Below are 17257 nucleotides of genomic sequence, written 5' to 3'. Positions count from 1 at the left end.
TCACCACCGGCGTCCGGCGGGGCAGGGTCTCGAACATTGCGACCACGCTACCCGTAGGCCACTTCGGCGATCTCGCGACGGATCCGCCGGTGCGTCTCACGATCGTCCGTCGACATCGCGGCGACCATCGCGTCGGCGATCGGCGGATGCATGGCGGGGGTCATGCCCCGCTCGGTGACGACCGGCGTACCGATCCGGATCGCCGACCCCTCGGAGACGGGCCGGGTCTCGAACGGCAGAACGGCCTTGTCGACGACGATGCCGGCCGCTCCGAGCCGGTGTTGCGCCTCCATCCCGGAGATCCCGAAGCCGCTCACGTCGATGACCGCGAGGTGGATGTCGGTGCCGCCGGACACCACCCGGGCGCCCCGGTCCGCGAGCTCCGCGGCGAGACCCCGGGCGTTGTCCACGGCGCGGCGCGCGTACCCGGCGAACTCGTCGGTCCCCGACTCCGCGCAGGCCACCGCTTTCGCGGCGACGGTGTGCATCGCCGGTCCGCCCTGCACGAACGGGAAGACGGCCTTGCGCAGCGCGTCGCCGTGCTCGGCGCGGGCAAGGATGACTCCCCCGCGCGGGCCGCGGATCACCTTGTTGGTCGACAGGGTGACGATGTCGGCGTACGGCACCGGGGACGACAGCAGGCCGGCGGCGATGTGCCCGGCGAGGTGTGCGGCGTCGACCCAGAGAATGCACTCGGCGTCGTCGGCGATCTCGCGCAGTGCCGCGAAGTCGAACGTCCGCGAATACGAGGCCGCACCGGCGACCAGGATCCGGGGCCGATGCACCAGAGCCAGATCCCGGACCTGGTCGTAGTCGACGAGTTCGTCGTCCGGGCGCACCTCGTAGTGCAACGGGGAGAACCACCGTCCCGAGAAGTTCGCCCGCGAACCGTGGGTCTGGTGGCCACCGTGCTCGAGGCGCAGCGCGAGCACCGGATCTCCGGGCTGCGCGAAGCCGGCATAGACAGCGAGATTGGCCGCGCTCCCCGACAGCGGCTGGACGTTGACGTACTCGGCGCCGAACAGCGCTCGGGCACGCGCGATCGCGAGCTCTTCGAGTTCGTCGACCACGTCGCATCCGCCGTGGTACCGCGTCCCGGGGTAGCCCTCCGCGTACTTCGCGTCGAAAACCGACGCCATCGCGGCCCGCACACCCGGCGTCGGCTCGGTCTCACTGGCGAGCAGTTGCAGCGTGTTGCGGCGACGACCCACCTCGCGACCCAGCAGCGCGTCGACCGCTGCGTCACCGGTCGGGGCGTCGCCCGCCCGGAAGCCGTGTGGTCCGAACTCCGGCGCGTCCGGGCTCATGGCTCCGCGAGCAGCGAGGCGGGGTCCGTGTCGAGCACGTCGGCGACCGCGTCGGTCGACACGGCGCCCTCACGCAGGATGCGCGGACTCGGCCCGGAGACATCGACGATCGTCGACGCCTGCGCGGCCGGCGCCGGGCCGCCGTCGAGATAGACCGAGACCTCGTCTCCGAGTTGTTCGCGCGCCTCATCGGCGGTCGTCGCCGGCGGGCGTCCCGAGACGTTGGCGCTCGAGACCGCCATGGGGCCCACCTCGCGCAGCACGTCGATCGCGACCGGGTGCAGGGGCATCCGCAGCATGACGGTCCCGTCGGTGTCCCCGAGGTCCCACGCCAGCGAGGGCGCCTGTCGGACAACCAGACTCAGGCCGCCGGGCCAGAACGCCTCGATCAGGTCACGCGCGGGCTGCGGGACGGACAGGACCAGGCCGTCGATCGAGTGCCAGGAACCCACCAGTACCGGGACCGGCATGTCGCGGCCACGGTGCTTCGCAGCCAGGAGGGCGCCGACGGCATCGGAATCGAAGGCGTCGCAACCGACTCCGTAGAGCGTGTCGGTGGGCATCACGATCAGCCGCCCGGCCTTCGCCGCCCCGACCGCCGCCCGAATCCCCGACGAGCGGTTCTGTGGATCGTTGCAGTCGAAAACAGTGCTCACGCGAACATCCTGCCATGCCGTGCCCGGCGGACCCGGCCTAGCGTCGGCGCGCCGTCACGAACCTCGGCCGACCCGTCAGATCCGCGTGCCGGGTCACGTCCACGAAGTCGCCGTGCGCACGCAGGCACGCCGCCACCGCGTCCGCGGTCGTGTCGTCGTGTTCGATCCCGACGACGCCGCCGGGCGCCAGTGTGCGGGCGATGACCGGCACCATCGGCTCGATCACCGACATCCCGTCGGCCCCGCCGAAGACCGCGCGGGCCGGGTCGTGCACGACCTCTGGTCCGATCGCCGCATCGAGCGGGACGTAGGGCGGGTTGGTGACGAGTACCGACACACTGCCGACCGGGACGGCGTCGGCGATCTGTTCGGGATCGGTGACGTCCGCGGCGATCACCTCGACCCGCGATCCGATCACCGCCGTCACGCCGGTGACGTTGCGGCGCAACCACACCAGGGCGTCCTCGTCGGCCTCGACCGCGACGACTCGGGTCTCGGGACTCATCGCCGCGACACCGATCGCCAGTGCACCACTGCCGCTGCAGAAGTCGGCCGCGATCGCCGGCCCGGGCCTCTCGCGCAGCCGGTCGACAGCCCATTCGAGGAGATACTCGGTCTCCGGACGCGGGATGAACACACCCGGCCCGACGGCGAGCTCGACCGGACCGAACGCGGCGGTCCCGACGATGTGCTGCAACGGAATCCGCTGGGCACGCCGCTCGATGGCCGACCGGAAGGCGCGCGCCGCGGCGCCTTCGATCGTGTCCACCAGGACCAGCCGGCCGGCGTCGATCCCGAGCACGTGCGCCATCAGCCACTCGGCGTCACGGCGTGGGGAGTCGATCCCGGCCGCGGCGAGACGGGTCGTTCCCGCCCGCAGTTCGCCCGACACCGGGGACGGCGCGGCGGTCACGGGGTCTATTCCGCTTCCATGCGGGCCTGCCGGTCCGCGGCGACGAGGGCGTCGAGGAGGTTGTCCATGTCGCCGGCCAGCACCGCGTCGAGGTTGTTCGCCTTGTACCCGATGCGGTGGTCGGTGATGCGGTTCTCGGGGAAGTTGTAGGTGCGGATCCGCTCGGATCGGTCCACGGTGCGGATCTGCGCGGCACGCCCCTGCGCGGCGGCGGCCTCGGCCTCCTCTTCGGCCGCGGACTGGAGGCGGGCGGCGAGAACCTGCATCGCCCGGGCCTTGTTCTGCAACTGGGAGCGCTCGTTCTGGCAGGTGACGACGATCCCGGTGGGCAGGTGGGTGATCCGCACCGCCGAGTCGGTGGTGTTCACACCCTGCCCGCCCTTGCCGGACGAGCGATAGACGTCGATGCGTAGTTCGGTTTCGTCGATGGTCACCTCGGCGACCTCTTCGGGCTCCGGATAGATCAGCACCCCGGCCGCCGAGGTGTGGATGCGTCCCTGCGACTCGGTGACCGGTACACGTTGCACGCGGTGTACGCCGCCCTCGAACTTCAGTCGCGACCACACCCCGTCGCGGACGGCCTCTTTCGACTTGATGGAGAACGTGGCCTCTTTGTATCCGCCGAGATCGGACTCGGTGACGCCGAGCACCTGCGCCTTCCAGCCGTGCCGCTCACAGTATTTGAGGTACATGCGGGCCAGGTCCGCTGCGAACAGCGCCGACTCCTCGCCGCCGGCACCGGATTTGATCTCGAGGACCACGTCGTCGGCGTCGTGTGGATCGCGCGGGGCCAGCAGGTCGGTCAGGGTGGCGTCGAGCTCGTCGACCGCCTCCTCGAGGGCGGGGATCTCGGCGGCGAACGATGCGTCGTCGGCAGCGAGTTCGCGGGCGGCCTCGAGGTCCTCGCGCGCTGTCTTCAAACGGTTGTACGTCGCCATGACCGGAGCGAGCTCGGCGAACCGCTTGCCCACCCTCCGCGCCGCGGCCGGGTCGTCGTGCAGGGCGGGGTCGGCCAGCTGACGTTCGAGGCCCGAGTGCTCGGCGAGGATGTCGTCGATGGCCGAGGGACTCTGCGTACTCATGAAGGCGACCTCACTTGTCGTCCGGCGGCACACCGGTGGGCAGTGGCGCCGGGGAGAACGGCGCCGGGAGAGACACTGACCGGAAACACAGCGACGCCCGTCCCGACAATCGTCGGGCGGGCGTCGCAGCGTGGTCTACTTGGCGCGCTTGCCGTAGCGCTTCTCGAACCGGGCAACGCGACCGCCGGTGTCGAGGATCTTCTGCTTGCCCGTGTAGAACGGGTGGCACTGCGAGCAGACCTCGACGTTGATCCGACCGTTGGCAGCGGTGCTGCGGGTCTCGAAGGTGTTGCCGCAGCCGCAGACGACGGTGGTCGTCGCGTACTCGGGGTGGATTCCCTGCTTCATGTCTGGATGTCCCTTTCTATGGTCGCCGGGTCACCGTCGCCTGTCGACGGTGTGAACCGGAACCGGACTCGACCGATCAGTATGCCACGTACGGCATCACCGGGAAAAATCCCGATCACCACGGTCGCAGGTGCCTCAACGGCGGGTCGCTCGGATCCATTCCCGCCAGCGTTCCCCGCGCGGCGTACACGTGACGCAGATCGCGATCCTCGTAAGGGTTGCCTAAGTGTAGTACCGTGGCGTCGCCCGCCGGTTTGTCCCGCGGCACATGCTCCCACGCACACCGTCTCCGAAGGATCATCGATGTACGACGCCGCCTCCACCGGCAGCAGCCTCGCAGTCGACACCGCACCGGCACCCCGGGTGCGACGCACCGCCAAGGCGGGACGCTCGCCGTGGAACAGGCGCAATCCGTACCCGGCGACCGTCCTGACGAATGAGCTGCTCTCCGGCCCCGGGTCGGCCAAGGAGGTCCGCCATCTCGAACTCGACCTCGGCGACAGCGGCATCAGCTACGAGCCCGGCGACGGCATCGGCATCGCCCCCGCGAACGATCCGGAGCTCGTCGACCTCCTCCTCGACCGGCTCGGCGCGGCCGGCGACGAGCTCATCGCCGACCGCAAGGCCACCTACACCCTGCGGGAGGCGCTGACCACGCGGTACGAGATCTCCGCGCCGTCGAAGTACCTGGTCCGGGCGGTCGCCGATCGCACCGGACACCCCGATTTGTCCCGGTTGCTCGACGCCGGCGATCCGCAGGCACTCGATGCATGGCTGCACGGCCTCGACGTCCTCGATCTCCTGGACCTCGACCCGACGTTCACCCCGACCCCCGAGGAACTGCTCGAAGAGCTGAGTCCGCTCGCCCATCGGGAGTATTCGATCTCGTCGAGCCCCCGGGTCCATGGCGACACCGTGCACATCACGATGGCCACGGTGCGCTACACCGTTGCCGATCGGGATCGCGGCGGTGTCTGCTCGACGCACCTCGCCGACCGGTGCGCCCCCGGCGACACCGTCCCCGTCTTCATCTCCCCCAACAAGAAGTTCCGCCTGCCCGCCGACGACGTGCCGGCCATCATGATCGGCCCGGGCACCGGCATCGCGCCGTTCCGGGCCTTCCTGCACGAGCGGGCCGCGACCGGCGCCTCCGGGAGCAACTGGCTCTTCTTCGGTGATCAGCACCGTGCGCACGACCACCTGTACGCAGCGGAACTCGACCGACTCGCCGCCGGAGGCGTGCTCGACCGCCTCGACCTCGCGTTCTCGCGCGATCAGGATCACAAGGTCTACGTCCAGGACCGGATGCGCGAGCACGGCGCCGAGCTGTTCGCCTGGCTGGAGTCCGGCGCCCACCTGTATGTCTGCGGCGACGCCGCGACGATGGCCGACGACGTCGATGCGGCGTTGCACGAGATCGTCGCCGAACACGGCGGTCTCGACGCCGAGCAGGCCGTCGGGTACATCGACCGCCTACGCTCCGAGAATCGTTACCTCCGCGACGTCTACTGACATGACCGATTCCGCCGGGAACGATCCGCCCGCCCGCAATGATCTCGAGATCCTGCTGCGGACAGCGGGATTCGGAGACTCCTCGGTGAACCACGATGTCCCCACGGTCGCTGCCCGGCTACCGGAACTGGCCCAGGTCGTCGGCGTCACGGTTGCCGGTCCGGTGATCATGAACGCCGTCGGCGTCCACGACGACCCGGTATCGGTCGGCGGCCCCATCCGGGCCGACTCGCAACGGATAGCCCTGCGGCTCAATCCCTCTCGACTGTCGTCGACGTTGCTCAGCGATCCCGCCGCCCATGTTCCGCCGACTCTGCGGTTGTTCGACCACCGCGGCAACACCGCACACGCCACCTATCTCACCGAGAACTCCGACCGATTGGCGTTCGAAGCCCTGGCGCTCGACGGCGCCGGCCCGGGCCGCGACGGACCACTCACTGATCGGTCTGGGCCGAAGCCCGGTGGGCCGCAACGAGTGCGCACGACCGCATCGCACGGTGACGACCAGGTGGCCCAGTTCGATGCGATACTCACCGACGGCGGCGCCGCCCGCCTGGCGAGCCTGCCCGGCCTCGACTGCCGGCGCACCGTCCGCCTCGAGACCCGTGCGGTGATCGCGGCGCTCGAACACGCGGCCCGACTGGGGCTGACCGTGACGTTCGCGACGGCGGCCCCGGGATGCATGCAGATGCGCCGTGACCGCCTCGACGGCGCCCGCGAGCATCGCGGCCAGATGGTGCTCGCGTCGGGCACCACCCGCGTGATGGTCAACTTCGACCTGGTCGGCGAGTGCTGGGTCACGTGGCCCCACGGGGTGTGGGGGCGCACCGGGTCACTGGAGATCTACAACCGCCGGGGCGAGTGCGCGCTGGTGGTCACCCAGACCGGTTTGCCGGCCCCGGCCGTTGCGCAGGCGTGGGAGCACCTGGCCACCGATCTCGCCGGCTGAGCGACGACACCGGCCTGCCTCCTCCAGTGAGGTGTCGGCGACGACCGCGGCCCCCATCGCTCCCTAGGTGCGAGACGCGCGAGCGGCCGGCCACCCACTGCTCCCTAATCCGAAAGAACCGTATAGCCCCTGCTCCCTGAGGAGCGCCCGGAGCTTGCGGAGGGCGCGTCACGAAGGGCCTTGGCGAGACGCGCTTGCGAGACCCTTCGTGACGCTCGCACGCTCGCTCCTCAGGGAGCAGTGAATGTGGTCGCGCACCCCGAGCGCGACGGTTGTTTCGTAGTCCACGACGGCCGCCAGGCCGCAGAAACTGAGGTGCGAGGAGCGCAAGCGACGGCCGCCCCTGCTCCCGGAGGTGTGAGGAGCGATAGCGGCCGGCCACCCACTGCTCCCTGAGGTGTGAGGAGCGCTAGCGGCCGGCCACCCACTGCTCCCTGAGGAGCGAGGCGCGCTAGCGGCCGGCCACCCACTGCTCCCTGAGGTGTGAGGAGCGATAGCGACCGGCCACCCACTGCTCCCTGAGGTGCGAGGAGCGATAGCGACGAGCCACGAAGGGCCGGCGAGGCGTGGCCCGGACGAACTCAGTCGTCGTTGTTCCCGCCCGGCGCGGTCTTCTGCACCGTCATCAGGAACTCGATGTTCGTCTTGGTCTTCTTGAGCTGGCTGATCAGCAGGTCGATGGCCTGCTGCGAGTCGAGACCCGAGAGCACGCGACGCAGCTTGTGCACGATGGAGAACTCCTCCGGCGACAGCAGCAGCTCGTCCTTGCGGGTGCTCGACAGGTTCACGTCCACCGCCGGGAACACCCGACGCTCGGAGATCTTGCGGTCGAGCTTGAGCTCGGCGTTGCCGGTGCCCTTGAACTCCTCGAAGATCACCGTGTCGCCGGTGGAGCCGGTCTCGACGAGCGCCGACGCGATGATCGTCAGCGATCCGCCGTTCTCGATGTTGCGCGCCGCGCCGAGGAACCGCTTCGGCGGGTAGAGCGCGGTCGAATCGACACCACCGGAGAGGATGCGGCCCGACGCGGGCGACGCGTTGTTGTACGCACGACCCAGACGGGTGATCGAGTCAAGCAGCACCACAACGTCTTTCCCGCTCTCGACGAGTCGCTTGGCGCGCTCGATCGCCAGCTCGGACACCGAGGTGTGGTCTGACGGCGGCCGGTCGAAGGTCGAGGCGATGACCTCGCCCCGCACCGAACGCTGCATGTCGGTGACCTCCTCGGGACGCTCGTCGACGAGGACGACCATGAGGTGGCATTCGGGATTGTTGGTCGCGATCGCGTTGGCGATGTCCTGCAGGATCGTCGTCTTGCCGGCCTTGGGCGGCGACACGATCAGGGCACGCTGCCCCTTGCCGATCGGCATGATCAGATCGATCACGCGGGTGTCGAGCCGTTCGGGGGTGGTCTCAAGCCGCAGACGCTGGTTCGGGTACAACGGCGTGAGCTTGTTGAACTCGGGGCGTCGCTTGGCCGTCTCGACGTCGCCGCCGTTGATGGTGTCCAGGCGCACCAGCGGGTTGAACTTCTGCCGCTGGTTCTGCTGATCGCCCTCTCGCGGCACCTTCACCGCACCGGTGATCGCGTCGCCGCGTCGAAGCCCGTTCTTGCGAACCAGGTTCATCGAGACGTAGACGTCGTTGGGTCCGGCGAGATAGCCCGAGGTGCGCACGAAGGCATAGTTGTCGAGCACGTCGAGGATGCCGGCGACGGGCTGCAAGACGTCGTCGTCGGAGACCTGCGGCTCGTTCGGGGTGTCGCGGTTCTGCCCACGGCGACGCTCACGGAACCGCCGGCCGCGCCGGCGACCGCCGCCCTCGCCGTCGTCATCACGATCCTGGCCACCGTCACGATTCTGGCCGCCGTCACGATTCTGGCCGCCGTCACGATTCTGACCCTGACCGCCGTCGCGGTTCTGCTTGTCGCGGTTCTGCCCGCCGTCGCGGTTCTGCCCGCCCTCGCGGTTCTGGTTGTCGCGATTCTGGTTACGGTTGCGGCGATTCCGCTGCTCACCGCCGTCGGCATCGCCCGCGGCGTCGGCTGAGCCGTCCCGCCCACGGCGTCGTGCACGATCCCCGCCGGCCTCCGACGACTCGGACTCGGAAGCGGTGCCGCCCGTGCGGGCCTCGCCGCCCTGGGAGTCCTCGGTCTTGGCCGCGTCGGTCGCGGCACCGTTCCGGGGGCCGTCCGCTGTCGCGCTGTCGGCTGCGGATGCCTCTGCCCCGGCGGCCTTGCGTCCGGCGCCGCGTGCGGCACGCGTCGCACCCCGGGGCGCGTCGGTCTTCTCGGTCGTGTCACCACCGGCCGACGCCGGGGACTCGCCGATGGTCAGCTGCTCCTCGGCCGCGGCAGGCGGCTTCGACGCGCCGGCCTTCGACCGGGCCGGGGCACTCTTGGCGACGGGTGCGTCGCCGCCCGCCTGGCGTTCCTTGATGGCCGCGATCAGGTCGCCCTTGCGCATCCCGGAAGTGCCCTTGATGCCGAGTTCACCGGCGACCGTCCGCAGTTCGCTGAGCACCATGCCGGACAGGCCGGTGCGTGCACGTGTCTTGGTGGCCGGTCGTCCCGAGTCGGGGCCGGCCGAACCCGCGGATTCCTGCTCGGCAGGTGCGGTGATCAGGTCCGTATCGGTCACGGAAGTCCTTTCGTTCCTCCCACAGACGAGAACTGCGTGAGGTCTACGTTTCCCTGCTTCTGTGCGCTAGGGAGTCCGTCCGCGGTGGACGGTGAGAATGTGCGGTCCGCTGCGAGCGTGCTCGGAAACACCTGCGCTTCGGCACCGTCGACAGAGATCCATGACCCCGGCCCGGATACACAGCCGGTCATCTCCGATCGGTGAAGGATGAGAAGCGGCAGGACAAGCCTGCGCGGCTAGACCAGAATATGGTAACCCCGTTCGCATGATAGGGGCAACACGCCGGAACCGCCAAACGAGTGCACGACGACCGGCAGATTCACCGGCTGGGGAGGCCGGTCAGCCGACGGAGATCTCGACTCCGCCGGCGACGGCCACCGACCGGGCATCGAATCCGAGGCCCTGCGCCAGCTGACGGACGTCCGCCGGCACCGGCGAGGTTCCGAGGACGAGGACGGTCGGTCCGGCCCCGGACACCGTCGCGGCGTGTCCCCGCGCCCGCAGCGCGGTGACGAGGCCACTGGTCGGCGCCATCGCCGTGGCGCGGTAGGGCTGGTGGAGCCGATCCTGCGATGCGGCCATGAGGGCGCGCGGGTCGGCCGTCAGCGCGACCACGGCGAGTGCCGAACGGCTCAGGTTGAACACCGCATCGGCGCGCGGAACCGCATCCGGCAGCAGTCCGCGGGTGAAGGAAGTCGACGACTCGGTGTCCGGGACGAAGACCGTCGCGCAGATGTCCGGATGCACAGTGAGCCGGTGTGCGTGATACGACGCGACCCCGTCGGCCGATTCGGTCCAGGTGACGACGGCCGAGCCGAGCACGCTCGCGGCGGCGTTGTCGGGATGTCCCTCGAACTCGCTGGACAGCTGCACCAGTTCGTCGTGCGACAGGCCGGACCCGAGACCGGCGGCCGAGATCAGACCCGACGCTGCGGCCAACCCCGACACCGCGGCGGCGGCCGACGAGCCCAGTCCTCGCGAATGCGGGATCCGGTTGACGCAGCGCAGCGTCAGGCCGGGCGCCCGGAGACCTGCGTGTGCCAGTCCCCGACGCAGGGCGCGCACGACCAGATGCGAGTCGTCACGCGGCACGTCCTCGGCGCCCTCACCCTCGACCTCGAGGGCGACACCCGCCGGCACGGTCTCGACGATCACCTCGTCGTAGATCCCCAGAGCCATACCGAGACAATCGAATCCGGGCCCCAGGTTGGCACTCGAGGCCGGCACCCGGACCCTCGTCGACAGCCCGACCGGCAGAATACGTGCGGACGGCGACGCTCCGCTCACGTCACCGTCGGCGTCCGACCCGACAACCGGACGCCCGGCCCCGTCAGCCGACACCGAGAGCATTCGCGACCGCCACCGGATCCACCGGAATGGCCTCGACCGCCGGGATGCCCGCCAGCGCGGTGTCGGGATCCTTCAACCCGTTGCCGGTCACCGTGCACACCACGGTCGATCCCGGCTCGATCCAGCCGTCGGCACTGGCCGCGAGCAGACCCGCGACGCTGGCTGCCGAGGCCGGCTCGACGAAGACGCCTTCCTTGCCTGCGACGAGACGGTAGGCCTCGAGCAACTTCTCGTCGGTCGCCGCCCGGAACTGGCCGTTCGACTCGTCCTTCGCCGCGACCGCCTGGTTCCAGCTCGCCGGTGATCCGATGCGGATGGCGGTGGCGATGGTCTCCGGCTCCTTCACCGGCGCACCGTTCACCAGTGGCGCGGCGCCCGCGGCCTGCACACCGAGCATGCGCGGCACCGACGACGAGACGCCGTCCGCGTGATACTCGGTGTAGCCCTTCCAGTACGCGGTGATGTTGCCCGCGTTCCCGACCGGCAGCGCGTGGACGTCGGGCGCGCGCCCGAGGACGTCGACGATCTCGAATGCGGCGGTCTTCTGCCCCTCGATCCGCGCCGGGTTCACCGAGTTCACGAGCTCGATCTCGGTGAACTCCGCGGTCGCCTTGCGCGCGAGCTCGAGACAGTCGTCGAAGTTGCCCTCTACCTGGATGATCTTGGCGCCGTGCATGACCGCCTGCGCGAGCTTGCCCATCGCGATCTTGCCCTGCGGGATCAGCACGGCGCAGGTGATGCCGGCCCGGGTGGCGTACGCGGCGGCCGACGCCGAGGTGTTGCCCGTCGAGGCGCACAGGACGGCGGTCTTGCCGTTGTTGACCGCATTGCTGACGGCCATCGTCATGCCGCGGTCCTTGAACGACCCGGTCGGGTTGAGGCCCTCGACCTTCAGGTACACCTCACACCCGGTCAACGACGACAGGTGGGGCGCGCTGATCAGCGGGGTGCCGCCCTCGAGCAGGGTGACGACCTTCCAGTCGTCACGGACCGGCAGCCGCGACCGGTATGCCTCGATCAGGCCCGGCCACGCGCGGTGCACGGGCGTAGAAGTCGCTTCAGTCATCGGTACCTTCCAATCGCAACACACTCGACACCTTGATGACGGCGTCCATGTCTTCAAGCGCCGCAACACAATCCGATTGCGCACGGTCGGGCGCGCGGTGGGTCACCACGATCAGCCGGGCGTCGTCGCCCGCACCCTCCTGACGCACCGCGGCGATGCTCACCGACCGCTTCGTGAATTCACCGGCGACCTGGGCGAGTACCCCCGGCCGGTCCGCCACCCGCATCGAGATGTAGTAGCGGGTGAAGACGTCGTCGATCGGGGCGACGGGCAGCGAGGCGTACGTCGACTCGAGCGGTCCCCGGCCACCGTGGACGCGGTTGCGGGCGGCCATGACCATGTCGCCGAGAACGGCCGACGCCGTCGGCGAACCACCGGCACCCTGGCCGTAGAACATCAACCGGCCGGCGTTCTCGGCCTCGACGACGACGGCGTTGAACGCGCCGTTGACCGTTGCCAGCGGATGGGTCAGCGGGATGAGCGCGGGATACACGCGCGCCGAGATCCGCTGCGCGCCACTGGCATCGCGGACCCGCTCGCAGATCGAGAGCAGTTTGATCGTGCAGTCGAACTTCTTGGCCGCGACCAGGTCGGCGGCGGTGACCGACGAGATGCCCTCACGGTGGACGTCGGCCGCCGTCACCCGGGTGTGGAACGCGATCGAGGCGAGGATGGCCGCCTTGGCCGCGGCGTCGTATCCCTCGACATCGGCCGTGGGGTCGGCTTCGGCGTACCCGAGCCGACCGGCCTCGGCGAGGGTGTCGGCGTAGTCGGCACCGGTCTCGTCCATCGCCGAGAGGATGAAGTTGGTGGTGCCGTTGACGATTCCGTTGACCCGCTCGACGGTGTCACCGGCCAGCGACTGCATCAGCGGCCGGATCACCGGGATGGCGCCGGCGACGGCGGCCTCGAAGTAGAGGTCCACCTTGGCCTCGGCCGCGGCGGTCGCGAGTTCGCCGGTGTACTCGGCGAGCAGCGCCTTGTTGGCGGTGACCACGGACTTGCCGCTCTCGAGCGCGGACCGGATCAGACCGCGGGCCGGGTCGATGCCACCCATCAGCTCGACGACGATGTCGACGTCGTCGCGGGCGACGAGCGACGCCGGATCGTCGGTCAGCAGTTCCTGCGCGATCTTGCGCGGGCGTCCCAGATCGCGCACCGCGACCCCGCGGATCTCCACCGGCGCCCCGACGCGCGCACGCAGATCGTCGGCGTTGTCGGTGATGATGCGCACCACCTCGGCGCCGACGTTGCCCATGCCGAGCACCGCGACACCGATGGTGCGCGGGTCGACCTCGGTTGCGCCGCTGGTGTTCTCCATTGATCGGGTCACAGGCCCACCTCCAGGCTGAGGAAGTCGTCGATGGTCTCCCGGCGCAGCAGCAGCCGAGCGTTCCCGTCGGCCACCGCCACCACGGGCGGTCTCATGGTCATGTTGTAGCGGCTCGACATCGAGTAGCAGTACGCGCCGGTGGCCGCCACCGCGATCAGGTCGCCCGGTCCGAGGTCCTCGGGGAGCCAGCAGTCCTTGATCACGATGTCGCCGCTCTCGCAATGCTTTCCGACGACGCGACAGACGACCGCGCGCGCCTGCGACACCCGGGACACGAGCCGAACGTCGTATTCGGCGTCGTAGAGGACGGTGCGGATGTTGTCACTCATGCCGCCGTCGACCGAGACGTAGCGCCGGACGGCCCCGCCGCCGAGGGCAACGTCCTTGACGGTGCCGACGCGGTACAGGGTGACCGTACCCGGACCGGCGATCGCGCGGCCGGGTTCGACCGCGATGATCGGCATCGGCAGGCCGACGGCCGCCGACTCGCGTTCGACGATCGCGGCCAGACTCTCCGCCACCTGCTGGACCGGCAGCGGACGCTCCTCGGGGAGGTACGAGATCCCCAGTCCCCCACCGAGATCGACGATCGACATCTGGGAGGTCTTCTCGACGCCGAACTCGCCCACGACGTCGCGGAGCAGTCCGAGCACACGGTGGGCGGCCAGTTCGAAGCCGTCCATGTCGAAGATCTGGGAACCGATGTGGCTGTGCAGGCCGACGAGCCTCAGGTGGTCGGTGGCGAACACGCGCCGGATCGCCTCCATCGCGACGCCGCCGGCGAGGGAGAACCCGAACTTCTGGTCTTCGTGTGCGGTGGAAATGAACTCGTGGGTGTGCGCCTCGACACCGACGGTCACGCGCACCAGCACATCGGCGACGACACCTCGCTCGCGGGCGACCGCGTCGAGTCGCTCGATCTCGACCATCGAGTCGAGGACGACGTGCCCGATCCCGGCGTCGACCGCCGCGCGCAGCTCGTCGACGCTCTTGTTGTTGCCGTGCAACGCGATGCGCTCCGGCGGGAACCCGGCGCGCAACGCGATCGCGAGCTCGCCGCCGCTGCAGACGTCGAGGGACAGACCCTCGTCGTCGACCCAGCGGGCGATCTCGGTGCACAGGAACGCCTTCGACGCGTAGTGCACTCGTCCGTACGGGCCGAACGCGGCCATCATGTCGCGGCACCGCGACCGGAAGTCGGCCTCGTCGACGAAGAACGCGGGCGTGCCGAACTCCTCGGCGAGTTCACTCACCGGCACGCCGGCGAGCCGCAGTTCACCCGTGTCGTCGCGGGACGCGTTGCGCGGCCACACCTGCGCCGGTATCTCGGCGAGCACTGCCGGATCGTTCGGACGCTCGGCGAGATGCGGTGCGCCCAGCAGTTCGGCGTGCCGGGGTCCGGCCGGGTGGGCGTTCACATCTGCTCCGGCGCGGTGACGCCGACCAGGCCGAGCCCGTTGGCCAGGACCTGACGGGTGGCCTCGCACAGGGCCAGCCGGGCGCGGTGGATGTCGGCCGGCTTCTCGTCACCCTGGGGCAGGACGCGGCACTTCGCGTAGAAGCGGTGGTAGGTACCGGCGAGCACCTCGAGGTAGCGACACACCCGGTGTGGCTCGCGCAGGGTGGCCGCCGTGGCGACGACATCGTCGAAATCACCGATGGTGCGGATCAGTTCACCCTCGGCGGGGTCGTCGAGGAGGTCCAGATGGTCGAGCGAGGACACGACGCCGAGGTCGGCGGCGTTGCGGGCCAGCGCCGACATCCGTGCGTGGGCGTACTGCACGTAGTACACCGGGTTGTCGTTGGACTGTTTGGTCAGCAGGTCCAGGTCGATGTCGATGTTGACGTCCACGGACGAGCGGATGAGGGAGTAGCGCGCGCCGTCCACTCCCACCGCGTCGACCAGATCGTCGAGGGTGATGACGGTGCCCGCGCGCTTGCTCATGCGCACCGGCTTGCCGTCGCGGACGAGGTTGACCATCTGGCCGATCAGCACCTCGACGGTGGCCGGGTCGTCTCCGAGCGCCGCCGCGGCCGCCTTGAGCCGGCTGATGTAACCGTGGTGGTCGGCGCCGAGCATGTAGATGCACAGGTTGAACCCGCGGTTGCGCTTGTCCCGGTAGTAGGCGATGTCGCCCGCGATGTAGGCCGCGTTGCCGTCGCTCTTGAGGACGACGCGATCCTTGTCGTCTCCGAACTCGGTGGACCGCAGCCACCACGCGCCGTCCTTCTCGTAGAGGTTGCCGTTGGCCTTCAGCTCGGCGATGCACTCGTCGACCAGGCCGGTCGCGAACATCTTGTCCTCGTGGGTGAACACGTCGAAGTCGGTACCGAAATCGTGCAGGCTCTGCTTGATGTGGCTGAACATCAGGTCCACGCCGACCGAGCGGAAGGTCTCGAGCCGGTCGGCCTCGGGCTGCGACAGGACGTCGGGGGCCGTCTGGACGACCTGCGCTGCGATGTCGGCGATGTAATCCCCCGCGTAGCCGTCCTCCGGGGTCGGGTTGCCCAGTGCGGCGGCCTCCAGCGACCGGGCGAACCGGTCGATCTGGGCGCCGTGGTCGTTGAAGTAGTACTCCCGCGTGACCGCCCCGCCGCGGGCGGCGAGGACGCGTCCGAGCGCATCCCCGACGGCCGCCCAACGCGTACCGCCGAGATGGATGGGTCCGGTCGGGTTCGCCGAGACGAATTCGAGGTTGATGACCGACCCGGCGAGTTCGTTCCCGCGCCCGTAGTCCGCACCCCGCGCGAGCACGGCGGCGACGACGGTGTTCTGTGCGGCGGCGCCGAGCCAGATGTTGACGAACCCCGGACCCGCGACCTCGGTCTTCGAGATCCCCTCGGCGGCGGCGAAGGCGTCGGCCAGCCAGCCTGCGAGCTCCCGCGGGTTCACGCCGAGTCGCTTGCCCATCTGCAGGGCGACGTTGGTGGAGTAGTCGCCGTGGTCAGCGTGACGGGGGCGCTCGACGACGATGGAGTCGGGCACCAGGTTCTCGTCCAGTCCGCGGTCGCGGACCACGGTCAGGGTCACGGCGCGCAGCAGCGCGGCCAGGTCGGCGGGAGTCACAGGACACCATCCTATTGGCCGTGGCCTGATCACCGACAATCGCACCCCGCTCGACCCACCGGGCCCACCAGTACACTCGTGGGCGCCGAGCGCGCGCCGGGCCATTCCGCCCGCCCGCCGGCGCCCGCAGTCGGATGAGGAAAGAAGTCAATGGCGCGCAAACCAGGGGCGAACGTCCCCAAGTCCCGCAAACGAGCAGGATCCGTTCCCTCGGCGACGGGACGGCAGGTCGACTGGATGCTGATCGGCGCCGTCGTGGTGGTCATCGGTCTCATCGCGGGTCTCGCGATCTATCTCGTCCCCAAGTTCAACGAGCAGCGCGCCGAGCAGAAGGACGACGTCGCCGTCGAATCGGTGTCGGAGTTCGTGCCCACGCCGCAGAACCCGGACCCGGCGGCCAACATCCCGGGTGTGACGAAGCGGTACTACGAGGCCGCCCGCCACGTCACCGCCACGCAGCGCGTCGCCTACGACCAGTCGCCACCGTTCGGCGGTCCCCACGACGAGATCTGGGCGACCTGCACCGGCGTGGTGTACCCGAACCCGCTGCGTTCGGAGAATGCCGTCCACGCTCTCGAACACGGCGCGGTGTGGATCACCTACAACCCGGACACCATCTCGCCGGAAGACCTCGACTACCTCAAGCAACTCGTCCGCGGTGAGCAGTACCTGTTCCTGTCGCCCTATCCCGGGCTCGACAAGCCGCTGTCGCTGCAGAGCTGGGGACACCAGCTCAAGCTGGACTCCGCCCGCGATCCGCGCGTGAACCAGTTCATCACCGCGTTGCGCCGCAACATGATGCCCGGTGTCTACCCGGAGAACCCGCAGACCGCCGCCTACCCGGAGACCCAGGCCACCTGTACGGCCATCCCGGGGTTCGACCCGTCGAATCCCCCGCCGGCAGACCAGGGTGAGCCCGGCCCCGACGCGGTTCCGATGAACGGCGGCAGCGCCAACCCGATGCCCGCGGGCTGACGCGGTTCACACCCGAACGGCAGTCCAGGCAACTTTCCCGGGTCCGATGGCCCGATGAGA

14 protein-coding genes are annotated in these 17257 nt (G+C 69.6%); 3 read left to right on the top strand and 11 right to left on the bottom strand.

Annotated elements, in window-relative coordinates; genetic code table 11:
* Window positions 1-47: 47 nt before the first annotated feature.
* From CA982_RS13795 to rpmE, 5 genes are all read right to left on the bottom strand, one after another.
* The gene (locus CA982_RS13795) at window positions 48-1307 is read right to left on the bottom strand and encodes a serine hydroxymethyltransferase (protein ID WP_086535879.1); all 1260 of its coding nucleotides are present in this window, start codon (window positions 1305-1307) and stop codon (window positions 48-50) included.
* Window positions 1304-1963, bottom strand: a complete 660-nt coding sequence (locus CA982_RS13790; protein ID WP_004021247.1) for an L-threonylcarbamoyladenylate synthase — start codon at window positions 1961-1963, stop codon at window positions 1304-1306. The genes CA982_RS13795 and CA982_RS13790 overlap by 4 nt, the downstream gene beginning before the upstream one ends.
* Window positions 1964-2000: 37 nt before the next feature.
* On the bottom strand, window positions 2001-2876 hold the full coding sequence (gene prmC / locus CA982_RS13785) for a peptide chain release factor N(5)-glutamine methyltransferase (protein ID WP_086535878.1): 876 nt from the start codon (window positions 2874-2876) through the stop codon (window positions 2001-2003).
* Window positions 2877-2881: 5 nt separating this feature from the next.
* Complete coding sequence (prfA, locus tag CA982_RS13780) at window positions 2882-3958, bottom strand: peptide chain release factor 1 (RefSeq protein ID WP_086535877.1); 1077 nt, start codon at window positions 3956-3958, stop codon at window positions 2882-2884.
* Between the two features lie 135 nt (window positions 3959-4093).
* Window positions 4094-4306, bottom strand: coding sequence for a 50S ribosomal protein L31 (gene rpmE / locus CA982_RS13775; RefSeq protein WP_010842972.1), 213 nt, complete (start codon window positions 4304-4306; stop codon window positions 4094-4096).
* Between the two features lie 303 nt (window positions 4307-4609).
* Here rpmE and CA982_RS13770 point away from each other — a divergent pair, with 303 nt between their 5' ends.
* Both CA982_RS13770 and CA982_RS13765 read left to right on the top strand, forming a co-directional pair.
* Complete coding sequence (locus CA982_RS13770; RefSeq protein WP_086535876.1) at window positions 4610-5818, top strand: sulfite reductase subunit alpha; 1209 nt, start codon at window positions 4610-4612, stop codon at window positions 5816-5818.
* Between the two features lies 1 nt (window position 5819).
* A complete protein-coding gene (locus CA982_RS13765) occupies window positions 5820-6767 on the top strand; it encodes a ChuX/HutX family heme-like substrate-binding protein (RefSeq protein ID WP_086535875.1) in 948 nt (315 codons plus the stop codon).
* A gap of 581 nt (window positions 6768-7348) precedes the next feature.
* On the opposite strand, the gene rho is transcribed toward CA982_RS13765, so the two are convergent.
* The 6 genes from rho to argS form a co-directional block, all read right to left on the bottom strand.
* Window positions 7349-9406 (bottom strand): transcription termination factor Rho, encoded by a 2058-nt coding sequence (gene rho, locus CA982_RS13760; protein ID WP_086535874.1) that lies wholly within the window; start codon window positions 9404-9406, stop codon window positions 7349-7351.
* A 339-nt stretch (window positions 9407-9745) separates the two neighbouring features.
* A complete protein-coding gene (gene thrB / locus CA982_RS13755; protein ID WP_086535873.1) occupies window positions 9746-10756 on the bottom strand; it encodes a homoserine kinase in 1011 nt (336 codons plus the stop codon).
* The gene (gene thrC / locus CA982_RS13750; protein WP_086535872.1) at window positions 10737-11822 is read right to left on the bottom strand and encodes a threonine synthase; all 1086 of its coding nucleotides are present in this window, start codon (window positions 11820-11822) and stop codon (window positions 10737-10739) included. The genes thrB and thrC overlap by 20 nt, the downstream gene beginning before the upstream one ends.
* Window positions 11815-13155, bottom strand: a complete 1341-nt coding sequence (locus CA982_RS13745) for a homoserine dehydrogenase (RefSeq protein ID WP_086535871.1) — start codon at window positions 13153-13155, stop codon at window positions 11815-11817. The genes thrC and CA982_RS13745 overlap by 8 nt, the downstream gene beginning before the upstream one ends.
* Window positions 13152-14573: a diaminopimelate decarboxylase gene (gene lysA, locus CA982_RS13740; protein ID WP_086535870.1), complete on the bottom strand. Its 1422-nt coding sequence runs from the start codon at window positions 14571-14573 to the stop codon at window positions 13152-13154. The genes CA982_RS13745 and lysA overlap by 4 nt, the downstream gene beginning before the upstream one ends.
* Window positions 14570-16222 carry an arginine--tRNA ligase gene (argS, locus tag CA982_RS13735; RefSeq protein WP_086535869.1) on the bottom strand — a complete coding sequence of 551 codons (1653 nt, stop codon included), beginning with the start codon at window positions 16220-16222 and terminating at the stop codon, window positions 14570-14572. Before argS ends, lysA begins: the two co-directional genes overlap by 4 nt.
* 150 nt (window positions 16223-16372) lie before the next feature.
* On the opposite strand from argS, the gene CA982_RS13730 reads away from it, so the two are divergent.
* Window positions 16373-17197 carry a DUF3105 domain-containing protein gene (locus CA982_RS13730; RefSeq protein ID WP_086535868.1) on the top strand — a complete coding sequence of 275 codons (825 nt, stop codon included), beginning with the start codon at window positions 16373-16375 and terminating at the stop codon, window positions 17195-17197.
* The last annotated feature ends 60 nt before the right edge of the window (window positions 17198-17257 follow it).

Origin of the sequence: Gordonia lacunae, from assembly GCF_002149015.1 — a bacterium.
GTDB classification, from domain to species: Bacteria; Actinomycetota; Actinomycetes; order Mycobacteriales; family Mycobacteriaceae; genus Gordonia; species Gordonia lacunae.
This window is presented reverse-complemented; position numbering and strand designations above follow the sequence as displayed.

Bases quoted from the DNA above. Each gene is read 5' to 3' on its own strand.
- CA982_RS13795 (WP_086535879.1), bottom strand. From the start codon at position 1,307: ATGAGCCCGGACGCGCCGGAGTTCGGACCACACGGCTTCCGGGCGGGC.
- prfA (WP_086535877.1), bottom strand. From the start codon at position 3,958: ATGAGTACGCAGAGTCCCTCGGCCATCGACGACATCCTCGCCGAGCAC.
- rpmE (WP_010842972.1), bottom strand. From the start codon at position 4,306: ATGAAGCAGGGAATCCACCCCGAGTACGCGACGACCACCGTCGTCTGC.
- CA982_RS13770 (WP_086535876.1), top strand. From the start codon at position 4,610: ATGTACGACGCCGCCTCCACCGGCAGCAGCCTCGCAGTCGACACCGCA.
- CA982_RS13765 (WP_086535875.1), top strand. From the start codon at position 5,820: ATGACCGATTCCGCCGGGAACGATCCGCCCGCCCGCAATGATCTCGAG.
- thrB (WP_086535873.1), bottom strand. From the start codon at position 10,756: ATGCTCTCGGTGTCGGCTGACGGGGCCGGGCGTCCGGTTGTCGGGTCG.
- thrC (WP_086535872.1), bottom strand. From the start codon at position 11,822: ATGACTGAAGCGACTTCTACGCCCGTGCACCGCGCGTGGCCGGGCCTG.
- CA982_RS13730 (WP_086535868.1), top strand. From the start codon at position 16,373: ATGGCGCGCAAACCAGGGGCGAACGTCCCCAAGTCCCGCAAACGAGCA.